The organism is Microcoleus sp. Pol10D4 (assembly GCF_036701555.1).
GTDB lineage: Bacteria > Cyanobacteriota > Cyanobacteriia > Cyanobacteriales > Microcoleaceae > Microcoleus.
Window position 1 is genome coordinate 1 of sequence record NZ_JAUBRA010000066.1, and the last position, 12,163, is coordinate 12,163.

Below are 12,163 nucleotides of genomic sequence, written 5' to 3' on the forward strand. Positions count from 1 at the left end.
TTTAGAAAGTTTTTTTAGTTATTTAGCAATGCACAAATTTAGGTGTTTGTCAAATTAATTTAGATGCGTTTACCCTGTCTAAAAATGTGATATGATACTCAAAAAATCCCATCCTCTTGACCCGATGAATCTGAAAGAAATGCTAAACCTCGCCGATCGCATAGTCTTCGAGAAAACGGGTCAATATCTTGACGATTTACAAGAAGCGGTACTAAAAGCAACTCTACAACACGATACATACAAGCACGTAGCCAAAGACTTTGACTGTTCTGAAAGTCGTGTTAGGAATGCGGCTTCGGAATTATGGCAATTACTTTCAGAAGAGTTGGGAGAAGATGTCAATAAAAAGAATTTTCGATCGGCAATTCACAGGTTTCAAGTCTCTAATGCTTTAAACTTTGCAAACAACGTGAGCAGTATTTTCAACATCTGTGCAGAAGGAAGACACCCACCAAATATCCCAAAATCACACCCACCCAATCAAGAAACATCTAACAGAAAACAATCTCAAATCTCACATCAAGATTTAAGCGAAATGCCAGATTTGGGTGATTTCTTCGATCGCACTCCCGAACTCCACACCCTAACCACCTGGATTCTACAACAACACTGCCGCCTCATCACCCTCACCGGTATCAGCGGCATCGGCAAAACCACCCTAGCAGTGCAACTCGTACAACAAATTAAAGACGAGTTTGAGTACGCAGTTTGGTACACACTAGACGAATTCCCCACCCTAGAAAAATTTCAATCTAACCTAATACAGCTTTTTTCCCATTCCGAGAAACAAGATTTGTCCAACCAACAAAAATGCTTACCGCTGATTAAGTATTTACAAAACCATCGCTGTTTAATCGTCTTAGATGACGTTCACAACCTTTTCTGTAGCGGCGAATTGGCAGGAAAATATAAACCAGAATACGAAGAATATCGCACTTTATTCAAACAAATAGAAAAATTATCCCATCAAAGCTGCTTGATGTTAATCGGTTGGGAACAACCGAGAGAAGTGACTCAAGTTAAAAGCCAAAATACTTCTATTCGTAACTTACAACTCAAAGGTTTAGACATAGCCGTCGGACGGGAAATACTCAGAGACTATGGGTTAGAAGCAAGCGACAACAGTGAAACTCTCATTCATCGCTACCAAGGCAACCCCCTATGGTTAAAAAGCGTGGCGAATCTGATTCAAGACTTGGGTGGAGGCGTGACAGAGTTATTACCAAATGATACCATATTGTTGCCCGAAGATTTGAAAGATGTTTTACAGCAGCAGTTCGATCGCCTATCGGAACTAGAAAAACAAGTAATCTCCTTGTTAGCGAAAGAAAGCCAGCCAATCAACCGGGCAAAATTGCTAGAAAATGAGATAATTCCGGCTTCAGATTTGCTAAATGCCCTGCAATCTCTATCGCGGCGCTGCTTGATTGAACAACAAGCAAATTTTTACACGATTTCACCTGTACTGAGGCAATATGCGATCGCCCAGGCGGTGTAATTGATACAACCCTTGCTGGCATTCTCGCCCTTCACCCCCATTACTAGAAGTGGCAATGGGCGATCGGGTAAATGGGGCGATCGGTTCGATACAATAATTGGTAGTAGCAATTCCATTGTTTGCCATGACGCTAAAAGAATTAGAGCCTCAACTGCTGGCACTCTCTGACGACGAAAAAGCTCAAGTCGTTCAACTCCTATCCCAAGGCAAAATCACTCCTTGGCGCGGTATAGAAAAAACGCCTGGTGTTTGTGGCGGGAGTGCGTGCATAGCTGGAACTCGCATCACCGTTTGGGGACTTGTAGAAGCTCGTCGCATTGGCTACAGCGAAGCTGATTTACTCACAAGCTATCTATCGCTATCTGCGACTGATATTGCTAACGCTTGGGCATACGCCGAAGCTTTCTCCGATGAAATTGAAACAGAAATTCGGGAAAACGATGAAGTGATGGACGAAGATTTGTAGCAGATGGCACGTCTCTATGCCGATGAGCAATACCCCTATCCTGTTGTAGAATTACTGAGAGCTTTAGGACATGATGTTTTGACTGTCCAAGAAGCAGGCAGAGCCAATCAGAAAATTCCTGACCCGGATGTTTTAGCTTTTGCTACTAGCGAAAAACCGGTCGTCATTACCGAAAACCGTAAAGATTTCTTTCGGCTGCACCGCATACAGCCCCTTCATGCTGGCATTATCGCCTGTACGAACGATCGCAATTGGGAAGCACTCGCTAACCGAATCAACGCCGCTATTACAGCAGAAGAATCTTTGCAAGGTAAACTGATTCGTGTTGTGCGCCCTTCACCGTAACTTAGATGGCAGTGATGCCTTGGCCTAAATGCTTCAAGACTTGAAAAGCCGATCGCAATTCACTTCGCACAGTATAAATCGAAAATGCCCGCGATAACCCGTATTCGGGTGTAGGTTGAGCCCTGAGTTTTACAAACAACACATCATCGCCATTCGTCAACATACCAAATCTCGGTTTATCCAAATCAGGATTTGCCATCATGTATGCTAATGCTTGAGGTAATGCCGATCGCGTCGAAATGGTAGTCTTCTTACACTCCAAAACTATTACCCAAAGCTGATTCTGCAAAATCAAGATATCAATTCGTCCGCGCAGGGTTTCTTCCCCATCATCGATCGCAATTTCGATCGCAGCTTCAGCCTTCATCCTAAACGGTGGATCGTAGAATCCCGCCAATTCTAACAAAGGTGATGCCACCAGCAAAGTCACTGCCCCTTCTAACAATTCTCCATCGGCTCTATGATATAGCAATCTACGTCGTAGCGTATCCAAAGCAGTCTGTTCAGAATCGCTGAGACTTGGCAATTGGGTTTGCCACTCTGTAAAAAAAGCCTCATCCTCAGTTCGGATCAAATTTAACCTGGATTCAGCCTCAGCCAGGCTTTTAATAGCTTCTGTAACTGCAATAACTTTTGCCATTCGTTCACCTTTGATTCAAACCGTTGAATTTCCCACGAACATTAGCTTCATTGTAAGCAAAAGTAGGGATACTGCGATCGCCGCAGCAGAATCTTTGCAAATAGGACTTACACAATGACAGTAAATATGGTGTCTTCAGCGTCACGATCAGACAGTTTCTCCCAATGAAATTTTCAAAGAAGTTTGTCTTCAAGTTTTGCGCGAAGCTTTTCAGCTCCAGAAAGCGTTGACCTTCGTTGCATTTCAGCTTCATACATCTCATGCGCTTTTTGCATCAGAGATTCATCAGTAGCCTTCGGAAATTGCTGTTTGAGTGTTTGAGTAATCTTGCGAAACAAATCACTATTCATAAATTACATCCTCAACTGTTGCTTACTTAATATTAACCTGAGTTCGATATAAGTTGCAATTCACTTTTCCCCGCAATGGGATTTAAACTCTCTTCTTGCTCTGATAATACAATATACTCAGGGCAAGAAAAAGTCATTCTAAAAGGATGGGGTTTTCAACCCAATTGCTGATAAACTCTCAAAAACAAAAACCGGGCAACTTCAAAGCTACCCGGCAATCCTAACTTTAGACCTCAGACAAATCTAAAATCTAAAACCTAAAATTCTTAAACAGCCACAGTCTTCTTAGCAGAAGAGCTCAATTCGCCCTTAGCATACTTAGCTGCAAAATCGTCCAAAGACACTTGCTTAATCTTTGTACCGTGACCGGCGCAACCGAAAGAATTATAGCGATCGCTACAAACCTTCTGCATATACTTGATCGACGGCTTCAAGAAGTGGCGGGGATCAAACTCATCGGGCTTGGCAAACAAAGCTTCGCGCACCGCCGCGGTAATCGCCAAACGGTTGTCAGTATCGATATTGATCTTGCGAACACCGCACTTGATGCCCTTTTGGATTTCTTCCACAGGTACGCCGTAGGTTTCGCGGATTTTGCCGCCGTTGCTGTTGATGATTTCCAGCAATTCTTGGGGCACAGAAGAAGAACCGTGCATTACCAAGTGAGTATTCGGCAAGCGGCGGTGAATTTCTTCAATGCGGCTGATTGCCAAAATTTCGCCCGTCGGCTTGCGAGTGAACTTGTAAGCGCCGTGAGAAGTGCCGATCGCGACTGCTAGAGCATCAACGCCGGTTTGCTCAACGAAATCCACAGCTTGTTCAGGATCTGTCAGCAACTGATCGTGAGAAAGCGCACCTTCAAAGCCGTGGCCGTCTTCTGCTTCGCCCATCCCTGTTTCCAGAGAACCCAAGCAACCCAGTTCGCCTTCAACGCTAACGCCGATCGAATGAGCCACTTTCACCACTTCGCGAGTAACTTCAACGTTGTACTCGTAGCTAGCAGGAGTCTTAGCATCCGCTTCCAGAGAACCGTCCATCATGACGCTGGTGAAACCTTGGCGCATGGCAGAATAGCAAGTGCCGGGGGCATTGCCGTGGTCTTGGTGCATGGAAATGGGAATGTGAGGATAGGTTTCAACTGCTGCCAAAATCAAGTGGCGCAGGAAATTTTCGCCAGCGTAGGAGCGAGCGCCGCGAGAAGCTTGCAGAATCACAGGGCTGTTGGTTTCGTCAGCAGCGCGCATGATCGCTTGGATTTGCTCCATGTTGTTGACGTTGTAAGCCGGTAGGCCGTAACCATTTTCAGCCGCGTGGTCGAGCAGCAATCGCATAGGTACAAGCGCCATAGATATTCCTCCTAATTATTTGTGATTTTTGGGCAGTGAATTTTGAACAAGCTCAATTCTTACGATAATCTTAAGACAATTTGCCACCGATCGCGCACTATCTTTCCAGATTTACTAAAAAGTTCAAAAAACAAAATTTTGAGTTCCGAGCATTCCACTCAAAACTCAAAATTTTTAACTCACAAATTTTTTATGGGTCGCCCGGGATTTGAACCCGAGACCGGTCGGTTAAAAGCCGAATGCTCTACCGCTGAGCTAGCGACCCGCGAAAACATTGTTACCGCACACAATTTCTAATAGTAGCACCCCTCATTTGAAATAGCAAGTGTTTTTTAAATAAAATTTGCAGTCATGCGAACCAGCATCTCGCAAGTCGCTCCCGGCTGCAAATAAATCAAGTGTTCGCCAGTGTTGAGAGCATTTCGAGGAGCAGTCCAAGGTTCCAAACAGTAAAAATCCTTGCCCTTCACCATCCAGAAAACCAACTTCCCATAGCTGGAGTTGTAACTGAGGGTGAGCCGCAAGCCGCTCGCCGCATCAGTAACAGTAGCAGCAAGACCAGTGAGTTCGTCAAAGGAAACATCAATTTCATCCAGCGTCTCGTCAAAAACCCCTGTGAAATAACCCTTTTCATGGGTGTTCTGATCTCTGTACTGCATCCCCGGAATCTCAAAGCGGAGCTTAGATTTGTCCGTCGCCAAAAAGTAGGGGTGCAAACCACTAGAAAACGGCATGGGTTCGTCAGACAGATTGGTGTATCGCTGAAAAATTTCCAAAGAATTGCCTTTAATCTGATAAGTGAAGGCTAGTTGGAAATCAAAGGGATAAACAGCCAGCGTCTTGTCGCAGCTATCGAGAATCAGCGTCAGAGCGGCGCAACCCTCCGTAACTTGTTCGCCTATTGTCCAAGGCAAATCTCGGGCAAAGCCGTGCTGTTTGAGCTTACGCTGCACTCCCTTGTGCGTGTAAGTATTCTCGGGGAGATTGCTGCAGATGGGAAACAGGATGGGAATCCCGCCACGTACAGTTAGATCGGGATTGGCGAACCGTTCCGCGTCCAAATAGAAGATTTCTTTGCCTTCAACCAGCCAGCTAGTGGCAATACCGCCCCGTTCCGGCACAACTTCTAGAGTAGAGTTAGCGGTTTCGTCGGAGAGGATATAGGTTTTGTACTGCTTTTGCTTGAGCGCGATCGCAAACACATTTGTCATCGGTAGTAGGTCATTGATCATTGGTTGTCAGTAAATCGATCGTTAATAATTGGTCGCTGGTATGTTGATGTTCACCCATTACCGCCCCTATCCTCCCCCTGCTGCCTCGCTCCGGCCCCCACCGGCTAACCAATGATCCTAGCTATAGGAGGCAGGGCGAGCCGGTGCTTGGAGCGCTTGCTGGTGGTAGCTGGAACGATCGCGGAGGCCGGCTGCTCTTTGAGTGCGACTTCAAAAGATACAGCCCTGGGGGGAAGATAGCTTTGGGGACTCGGCACTGCTCCTTGACTGGGAGATGGGGGCGAAATAAACGGCTCTTTGATGAATGGCTCTTTTGTAAATGGCTCTGGTTCCCGGCTGGGATTTTTAGGTTGAGTGGGGTAGATGCGCGGCGGCAAATTTTGATTCGGAGATGGGTTTGATTCAATTGCAGGCCCTGTCCCGTTCGGGAAAAATGAGGAGTTGTCCGGCTGTTGGGGCGCAGCCGGCAAAGCCGGCAAAATCAAAGTAGGTTTGGGTTGTCCGGGGCCTTGCTGATTGCTTTCACCGGACGTTCCCCCGGAACCTCGCCCCGGCTGGTATGTACCGCTCTTTGCTGCTCCGGGCAATGGATAATTTGGAGTTTTTGATGTCGCTCCTGGCTGGACTAGGGAATCGAGAACTACAGAAGATCCCATCGGTCGATCGAAAATACTAGAAATTTGCTCGACGCGTTTGAGGATGCGATCGGCTGCGGCTCCCTTCACCACCTTCGGCTGCAACTTTTTCACCTCCACAGGCAGAAACTCTACCTTCATATTCCTGTCTTTGAGCGATACTTTCAGGACTGCGGTATCGTAATCCCTGCGAGCATTCCCGCCGAATATAAAATTCCCCAGCGAGTAAACTATCGGGCGGCCCTTGTAAATTTCTGCACCTTGCAATACCTGGGGATGGTGTCCCACTACCAAATCAGCTCCTTGGTCGATCGTGAACCGAGCCAAATCAATCTGCCAGTCCCCTGGATAATCTGCCAATTCGACTCCCCAGTGGTAATTAACAATAATCCAGTCTACCTGACCCCTAAGAGCTCGAATATCCTCCGCCACGCGATTGTTGCGGCGAGGGTTAGTTCCCGCTTTCCCTTGGTCGGCGATGTTAAGCTCGGCATCATAATAACCGAGGTAGGCAATTCGCTGACCCTTAACTTCAATAATATCTGGACGCCTCGCTTCTTTAATATCTCTGCCGGCTCCCAGGTGTTGAATCCCACTATTATCTAGAGTATTCATAGTCTCCACCAGCCCTGGTTCCTCGTAATCCATAGCGCGGCTATTTGCCAGATTGACAATATCCACTCCTCCGGCTGTTAATACTTTCACCGATTCTGGATCGGCTTTAAAATTTAATTGTTTTTTAGCAGAGCCCAATGTAGAGCGAGTCAAAGAGTTTTCTAGGTTAACCATCGCCACATCTGCTTGCCGATACTCGTCCATATTGGCGAAAGCCCATTGGTGATCGTTGGCAGCAGATGCTCCGAGCGCATCCGATAGATTCACGTTTCCTCCGAACATCAGCGTTACTGTTGGGTCGTAAGGATTAGCAACTTGCTTTTGCTGTACTACTGGTACCACTTCTAAGGCCGCTTGCACCGTATCCGCACGTTTTGGAGGCGGCCCCGAAATTAGAGCAGCTTGCTGGTAGCGGGATACTGGAGAGCCTAACTGCAGGGTCACAGCCTCGTGGTAGCTGACCCAACACCCTAAAATAAATGAGGCAAGTGCCGATCCCACTAGCAGCAGAGAACGATACGTTTTAAATTTAACCCAATCGACGACCGGTAGGGAACGGTAACGTCGCCGCTGGCGGTTTGCCGGAGTGACAATTCGCACTGACTGTTTCCAGAGAATGTCTGCATCCCCAGCCAAGCGCGCGTGAATTCTGACTCCTTCTACTGCTGGCGAGTTGAGTCTCCAGAGTTGGTGGCAAATAAATTTGACTAAGCCTTCTCGGAGAGTGCTCCCTAGTAATGTAGTATCTGGCGCAAATTCGCGCTGGAATTCTACGAGGATTTGGACGCAGCCGGCCTGAGCCTGTTCGACGCGGGCATAAATCCCTTCGGGGCGCAGCAAGCTGTCAATCCAGTAATTCAGGGCTTGAAAGTTGCCCGATCGCGCTAGCTCCAAGATAGACGGCTGCGACCAATTTTCTGCGTACACCATCAATTAGCCTCCTTAATACGCACGAGCAATGACTCCAATTTGTGTTGAACGGAACCGCAATTCTTTTAGCTTAACCGCCACAGGTTCCGCTGCCCGTTTTGAAGCTAGTTGTTGGCCGCCACCATTTTCTACATTTAGGGGCTGCCTGCTGTCAGTGATTTTTATCACACTCCGGTCAATCGATTTTAGATTTTAGATTTTAGATTTTAGATTTTAGATTTTAGGTTTTAGGTTTTAGATTGAGGAAAGAGACGGTACTGTGGGCGATCGAACAAAAGTCGAAACCAGAGGTTTCTGGGGGACTTGAAACAGAAGAGAGGAAGATTTCTGAGGCAGAGTCTGTTTTTATTGTCGCTGTTTGAGTGTCGCTTTAGAGCTTCGCTTTGAGATTTGAGATTTGAGATTCAGCCTTGACGGCGTTAGTGGGCGATCGAACAATCGATTTTAAATTTTAGATTTGAGATTTTAGAGTGAGTTCAGAGAGGGTACTGGGGGCTAGAAATAACCTCCAAACAAGAGGTTTATGAGGGACTTGAGGCATAAGAGAGCGAGATTTTTGAGGCAGAGTCTGTTTTTATTGTCGCTGTTTGAGTGTCGCTTTAGAGCTTTCGCTTTGAGATTTGAGAGTTGAGATTGAGCCTTGACGGCGTTAGTGGGCGATCGAACAAACGTCGAAACAAGAGGTTTCTGGGGGACTTGAGGCAAAAGAGAGCGAGATTTTTGAGGCAGAGTCTGTTGTTATTGTCGCTGTTAATCGCGTGCCGTTGTCAAGTCCTAATGCTTCGATCTATGCTGGCAAATGCCTCTCACGAGGGATGCCACTGGCTGCACAACCTGTAATTGGATAAATGGCGTACTAGATAGATTTGGTGGTAAAATCAAATTTGGTAACTCCCATCGGTACCAAAGTTGCGGAAAACGTGAAACTGGCCAGTCCATACGGCTGTGCCTTCCGATGTAAAACCCAAAGTACGTTACGGTAAACAGACCATATTTTAAGCAAGTTACACTGCGCAGGAGAACTGACAAATGCTACAGCGCAAAATCTATCAACTCTGTTGTGATGGTCGTGAGGTTTCTATTTTTCTTCGAGATCAGCAACGTTGGATAGAGCGCGCTCGTATCCTAGATATTGAAGGGGATCTAGTCACGCTGCGCTACGAAACCGACGAAGAAGACGAAATCAGCTCCTGGGAAGAAATGGTGCGTCTCGAAAGTATTGGAGCTGTGTCCCAGAAGTTGGCTTCGGTATCCCGAACTAACTGCGAACCCCTAGTTTCTGATGATTGTCCCGAAGCCGAACAAATTCGCAATCACTACCCGGACTCGAATTTGGAATAGTTTTGAGCTCGCGCTTGAGGCAGAAGGAAAACTTGGGGGAAAAGAAAACGACTTTTCTCCCTTTTTTGTGGAGAAATTATGCAAAAAACCCGGTTGAGGCCAAAAATATTCTGGTTTGTGACCACATAAGCTATTTTGCCTTTAAATTTAAGCTTGATGGCGGGCTCTCCTGCCCAACCCCTACTCCCCACAACAGCGTAAGTACACAGTAGTTTAAAAATTCAATACGCGACAGCTTACCCCTGCTGAAACCGGGTTTTTTGTCTGGGTGCGTCCAGGACTGTTCTTTTGTTTTCTTTGCCTGCGGGCTGGTTTCGAGGTTCCCGACAGCTTATTCGCCGTCTGTTTCCCCATCTTCTAGGAAAAGTTCGGACTCCGGTATCGCTTTAAACACCGGACAGAAACCGTCGGGGGTAACTTTAAAGCCAAACAAAGCACTGGACTGGTTCCAACAGCGCTGGCTGCGGTAGTGCTGGCAATTGCCACAGCATTCGAGGTTGGCCTGAACGGCGCTGCCTTGAAAAAGGAGTTCCCGCTGGGAGATGCCGCGCAGTACCAGTTCTTCGCCTTGCCAGCGCGCTTCTACCAAACCGGTATCGGCAAAATTGGCCCACCGGGGATCGGCTGTAATCGGACTCGGCAAGCTAATTGCTACCTCTGTCCCTAATTCGCTGAGTTCTCCCTCATAGTTAGTTTCCGGGATAGCGGGCTGCAAAAACATTTCCCCGATCGGCAATTCGACCAGTGTTCCGGCCGCCGGAGTGTGCAACTGGTAGCGGTTTCGCAGCTCGTCCAAGTTAGCCAAGTCAGCCAAATATGCAGGGGAACCGTGGACTAAAATTACGTGCTGGGGACGCAAATTGTGGATGAGTTGGGTCGTCCCCGGCCCGTCGCAGTGTTCGGCTAGCAGATAAGTTTCGACACTTGTGACTCCAGATTCGGGTCTGTTGCCCAGCCAGTCGCTGACGGGATATCCTGGTTTTTGAGGGGCGAGCAAAATCCAAGGATGTGTGCCATCGGCAACATACAAAGCCAAATCAGCTAACTTGTCTGTAATTACAATACAGGGCGTGGCTCCCAATCCGGGGCGTTGTTCGGCAGACAGCCGGCGGACGCGGGGTTTCACCCTTTCGTCCCAAAACAAAGGTTGGTGCAGAGCAAAATTTTGGACGGCGGTGGGAAATTGGGGTAACAGTTCCAGATAAGCGTCGCACCCGTCGGCGACAGTGCCGTCCACCCAAATATCCAAGTCGCGGCCAGTAAAGTAGTGGTGACTGCGGAGCAGCATCAGCATTTCTTGACCCAAACCAAGGGCCGGGGCGGGCAGCAGTACCGAGTACCCGTCGGCGATGGCACGGTGGATGCGATCGGCTAACTGATTTTCTAGTTGTCGGCGGTGAGGGTGACGCGCCGTGCCGTAACTACCTTCCAAAATTAACACATCCGGCTTCATGCCCCTGAGTTCTCCCAGGGGCAAACCTTCCACCAAACGAGAATTGGACAGGAAAAAGTCGCCGGTGTAAACCACGGTGTAGGTGCGGTGCGGAGCGGCATAAGTCAGCAGCACAGTCGCCGCCCCGGGCAAATGACCCGACGGGAACAACTGCAGGCTCAGTCCAGGGCGCACTTCGAGCGGCGACTGCCAGGGCAGTCCCTGACAGAACCGGGACTCTGGCTGCTGAGCCAGTTCTGGCCAGTTGAGCGGTAGCAGTCGCGCTGTCACTTCGCTGCCGTAAATTGGCAAGTGGGGGAAAGATTGATTGAGTGCTAGCAAACCTCTGGCATGGTCAGAGTGGGCGTGGGTACACACCACAAAATCGGCTGGCAGCGATCGATTTAGTGTCGCTGACAGCGGTGCAATATCCTCTATACCGCAGTCGAGTAAAATGCGGTGCGGCCCCATTCGGACTAGCAGACAGACCCCTTCCTGTGCGTGGCCTGCGCCGTAAGGTAAACAATCGAGATCCATCACTGCGGTTAGCTCCCTGCTTTGCACGCAACTTGCAGTATCGCCACTTTTAAACATCGGTTGCGACTGCATTCATTCGATCGAGTTCAGTCTCGGACGCTGAAACCGGGTTTGATGAACGAAAACACTTTGTTGCCGCCCTCGCTCCCGGTTAAAAAACCCGGTTTATCAAAGTTCTGGTGCGTAAGCCCTGGAGCTAAATGTTTGCTCGAAGGCTGCGGCTCCCGTCAAAGGAAAGTAATTGCACTTAAGATTTGATGCAGTGCCAAGAAGGCGATTTTCTGAAGGCATTTGCCTGACGGGCATTCGGCCTTCGACAAAGTTCATGCTACTGGTTCTGGCATCAAAAGTTACATTTTATTGCACCATGTAAGAGCAGCGAACTCGATCTCATATTCTGAGTTTTAAACCTTTTTCCACAATTTGCGCCTGCTAAAAGCTAGTCTTTTTTATGAGAAGATTTTAATTCAGATGTCCCAATATCTTGATAAAACTTTACAATTCTTCATTTTTAGGGTTTTGAGGGCCGTGTAGAGTCCAATCTGAAAAATGGAGAACCAGCATCGTGCTAGCTAACTGCTTTTGTCAGGGCAGAGAGAGACTTTATGAGTTTGCTCGGTTTCTTTGTAAAAGTTTGATACATTCTTCTAAGCAAACCTTGTGGCTAGGGAGGAGAGAGTTTAAATGGCTTTTTGACCCCGCCCAAAAACGGATACCAGTTTCTGACAGGAACCGCCCGCAGCTCAAAGTTTTAGACTCTTGTTCAAGCTCCAGATTCATCTGTGAAGTAAATCTC

At 47.7% G+C, this 12,163-nt stretch carries 13 protein-coding genes and 1 tRNA gene; 4 read left to right on the forward strand and 10 right to left on the reverse strand.

All coding sequences use genetic code 11. The annotated features are described in order from the left end of the window. Positions 1–124 precede the first annotated feature (124 nt). Positions 125–1,498, forward strand: a complete 1,374-nt coding sequence (locus QUA36_RS25080; RefSeq protein WP_333459486.1) for an NB-ARC domain-containing protein — start codon at positions 125–127, stop codon at positions 1,496–1,498. Here the strand turns inward: QUA36_RS25080 and QUA36_RS25085 are convergent. After that, positions 1,457–1,624, reverse strand: a complete 168-nt coding sequence (locus tag QUA36_RS25085; protein WP_333459466.1) for a hypothetical protein — start codon at positions 1,622–1,624, stop codon at positions 1,457–1,459. The genes QUA36_RS25080 and QUA36_RS25085 overlap by 42 nt on opposite strands. Between QUA36_RS25085 and QUA36_RS25090 the strand changes: the two genes are divergently transcribed. Further along, complete coding sequence (locus tag QUA36_RS25090; protein WP_333459467.1) at positions 1,623–1,964, forward strand: DUF433 domain-containing protein; 342 nt, start codon at positions 1,623–1,625, stop codon at positions 1,962–1,964. The two genes, QUA36_RS25085 and QUA36_RS25090, sit on opposite strands and share 2 nt — an antisense overlap. A 3-nt stretch (positions 1,965–1,967) precedes the next feature. Continuing rightward, on the forward strand, positions 1,968–2,309 hold the full coding sequence (locus QUA36_RS25095; protein ID WP_333459468.1) for a DUF5615 family PIN-like protein: 342 nt from the start codon (positions 1,968–1,970) through the stop codon (positions 2,307–2,309). Position 2,310: 1 nt separating this feature from the next. On the opposite strand, the gene QUA36_RS25100 is transcribed toward QUA36_RS25095, so the two are convergent. The 7 genes from QUA36_RS25100 to QUA36_RS25130 all read right to left on the reverse strand — a co-directional run bounded on the left by QUA36_RS25100 (position 2,311) and on the right by QUA36_RS25130 (position 8,225). Then, entirely contained in the window at positions 2,311–2,949 is a 639-nt protein-coding gene (locus tag QUA36_RS25100; protein ID WP_333459469.1) for a type I restriction endonuclease, read from the reverse strand. Positions 2,950–3,122: 173 nt separating this feature from the next. Further along, the gene (locus QUA36_RS25105; RefSeq protein WP_333459470.1) at positions 3,123–3,299 is read right to left on the reverse strand and encodes a hypothetical protein; all 177 of its coding nucleotides are present in this window, start codon (positions 3,297–3,299) and stop codon (positions 3,123–3,125) included. Positions 3,300–3,565: 266 nt separating this feature from the next. Then, positions 3,566–4,645: a class II fructose-bisphosphate aldolase gene (gene fba / locus QUA36_RS25110; RefSeq protein ID WP_333166900.1), complete on the reverse strand. Its 1,080-nt coding sequence runs from the start codon at positions 4,643–4,645 to the stop codon at positions 3,566–3,568. 193 nt (positions 4,646–4,838) lie between these two features. Then, positions 4,839–4,910: transfer RNA gene (locus QUA36_RS25115), tRNA-Lys, on the reverse strand. Positions 4,911–4,977: 67 nt separating this feature from the next. Beyond that, a complete protein-coding gene (locus tag QUA36_RS25120; protein WP_445251251.1) occupies positions 4,978–5,847 on the reverse strand; it encodes an aldose epimerase family protein in 870 nt (289 codons plus the stop codon). A gap of 134 nt (positions 5,848–5,981) precedes the next feature. Continuing rightward, positions 5,982–8,057, reverse strand: coding sequence for a CapA family protein (locus QUA36_RS25125; RefSeq protein WP_333459471.1), 2,076 nt, complete (start codon positions 8,055–8,057; stop codon positions 5,982–5,984). Between the two features lie 12 nt (positions 8,058–8,069). Then, complete coding sequence (locus QUA36_RS25130) at positions 8,070–8,225, reverse strand: hypothetical protein (RefSeq protein WP_333246909.1); 156 nt, start codon at positions 8,223–8,225, stop codon at positions 8,070–8,072. A gap of 861 nt (positions 8,226–9,086) precedes the next feature. Between QUA36_RS25130 and QUA36_RS25135 the strand changes: the two genes are divergently transcribed. Further along, complete coding sequence (locus QUA36_RS25135; RefSeq protein WP_006633466.1) at positions 9,087–9,398, forward strand: DUF6679 family protein; 312 nt, start codon at positions 9,087–9,089, stop codon at positions 9,396–9,398. Between the two features lie 331 nt (positions 9,399–9,729). Here the strand turns inward: QUA36_RS25135 and QUA36_RS25140 are convergent, their stop codons facing one another. Both QUA36_RS25140 and QUA36_RS25145 read right to left on the reverse strand, forming a co-directional pair. Beyond that, complete coding sequence (locus QUA36_RS25140) at positions 9,730–11,367, reverse strand: MBL fold metallo-hydrolase (RefSeq protein WP_333162454.1); 1,638 nt, start codon at positions 11,365–11,367, stop codon at positions 9,730–9,732. 168 nt (positions 11,368–11,535) lie between these two features. Beyond that, on the reverse strand, positions 11,536–11,694 hold the full coding sequence (locus QUA36_RS25145) for a hypothetical protein (protein WP_333459472.1): 159 nt from the start codon (positions 11,692–11,694) through the stop codon (positions 11,536–11,538). Between the last annotated feature and the right edge of the window lie 469 nt (positions 11,695–12,163).

Excerpts from the sequence above, each read along its gene's own strand:
- QUA36_RS25080 (WP_333459486.1), top strand. The coding sequence starts at position 125 with ATGAATCTGAAAGAAATGCTAAACCTCGCCGATCGCATAGTCTTCGAG.
- QUA36_RS25090 (WP_333459467.1), top strand. The coding sequence starts at position 1,623 with ATGACGCTAAAAGAATTAGAGCCTCAACTGCTGGCACTCTCTGACGAC.
- QUA36_RS25085 (WP_333459466.1), bottom strand. The coding sequence starts at position 1,624 with ATGGCAAACAATGGAATTGCTACTACCAATTATTGTATCGAACCGATC.
- QUA36_RS25095 (WP_333459468.1), top strand. The coding sequence starts at position 1,968 with ATGGCACGTCTCTATGCCGATGAGCAATACCCCTATCCTGTTGTAGAA.
- QUA36_RS25100 (WP_333459469.1), bottom strand. The coding sequence starts at position 2,949 with ATGGCAAAAGTTATTGCAGTTACAGAAGCTATTAAAAGCCTGGCTGAG.
- QUA36_RS25105 (WP_333459470.1), bottom strand. The coding sequence starts at position 3,299 with ATGAATAGTGATTTGTTTCGCAAGATTACTCAAACACTCAAACAGCAA.
- fba (WP_333166900.1), bottom strand. The coding sequence starts at position 4,645 with ATGGCGCTTGTACCTATGCGATTGCTGCTCGACCACGCGGCTGAAAAT.
- QUA36_RS25125 (WP_333459471.1), bottom strand. The coding sequence starts at position 8,057 with ATGGTGTACGCAGAAAATTGGTCGCAGCCGTCTATCTTGGAGCTAGCG.
- QUA36_RS25135 (WP_006633466.1), top strand. The coding sequence starts at position 9,087 with ATGCTACAGCGCAAAATCTATCAACTCTGTTGTGATGGTCGTGAGGTT.
- QUA36_RS25140 (WP_333162454.1), bottom strand. The coding sequence starts at position 11,367 with ATGGATCTCGATTGTTTACCTTACGGCGCAGGCCACGCACAGGAAGGG.
- QUA36_RS25145 (WP_333459472.1), bottom strand. The coding sequence starts at position 11,694 with ATGAACTTTGTCGAAGGCCGAATGCCCGTCAGGCAAATGCCTTCAGAA.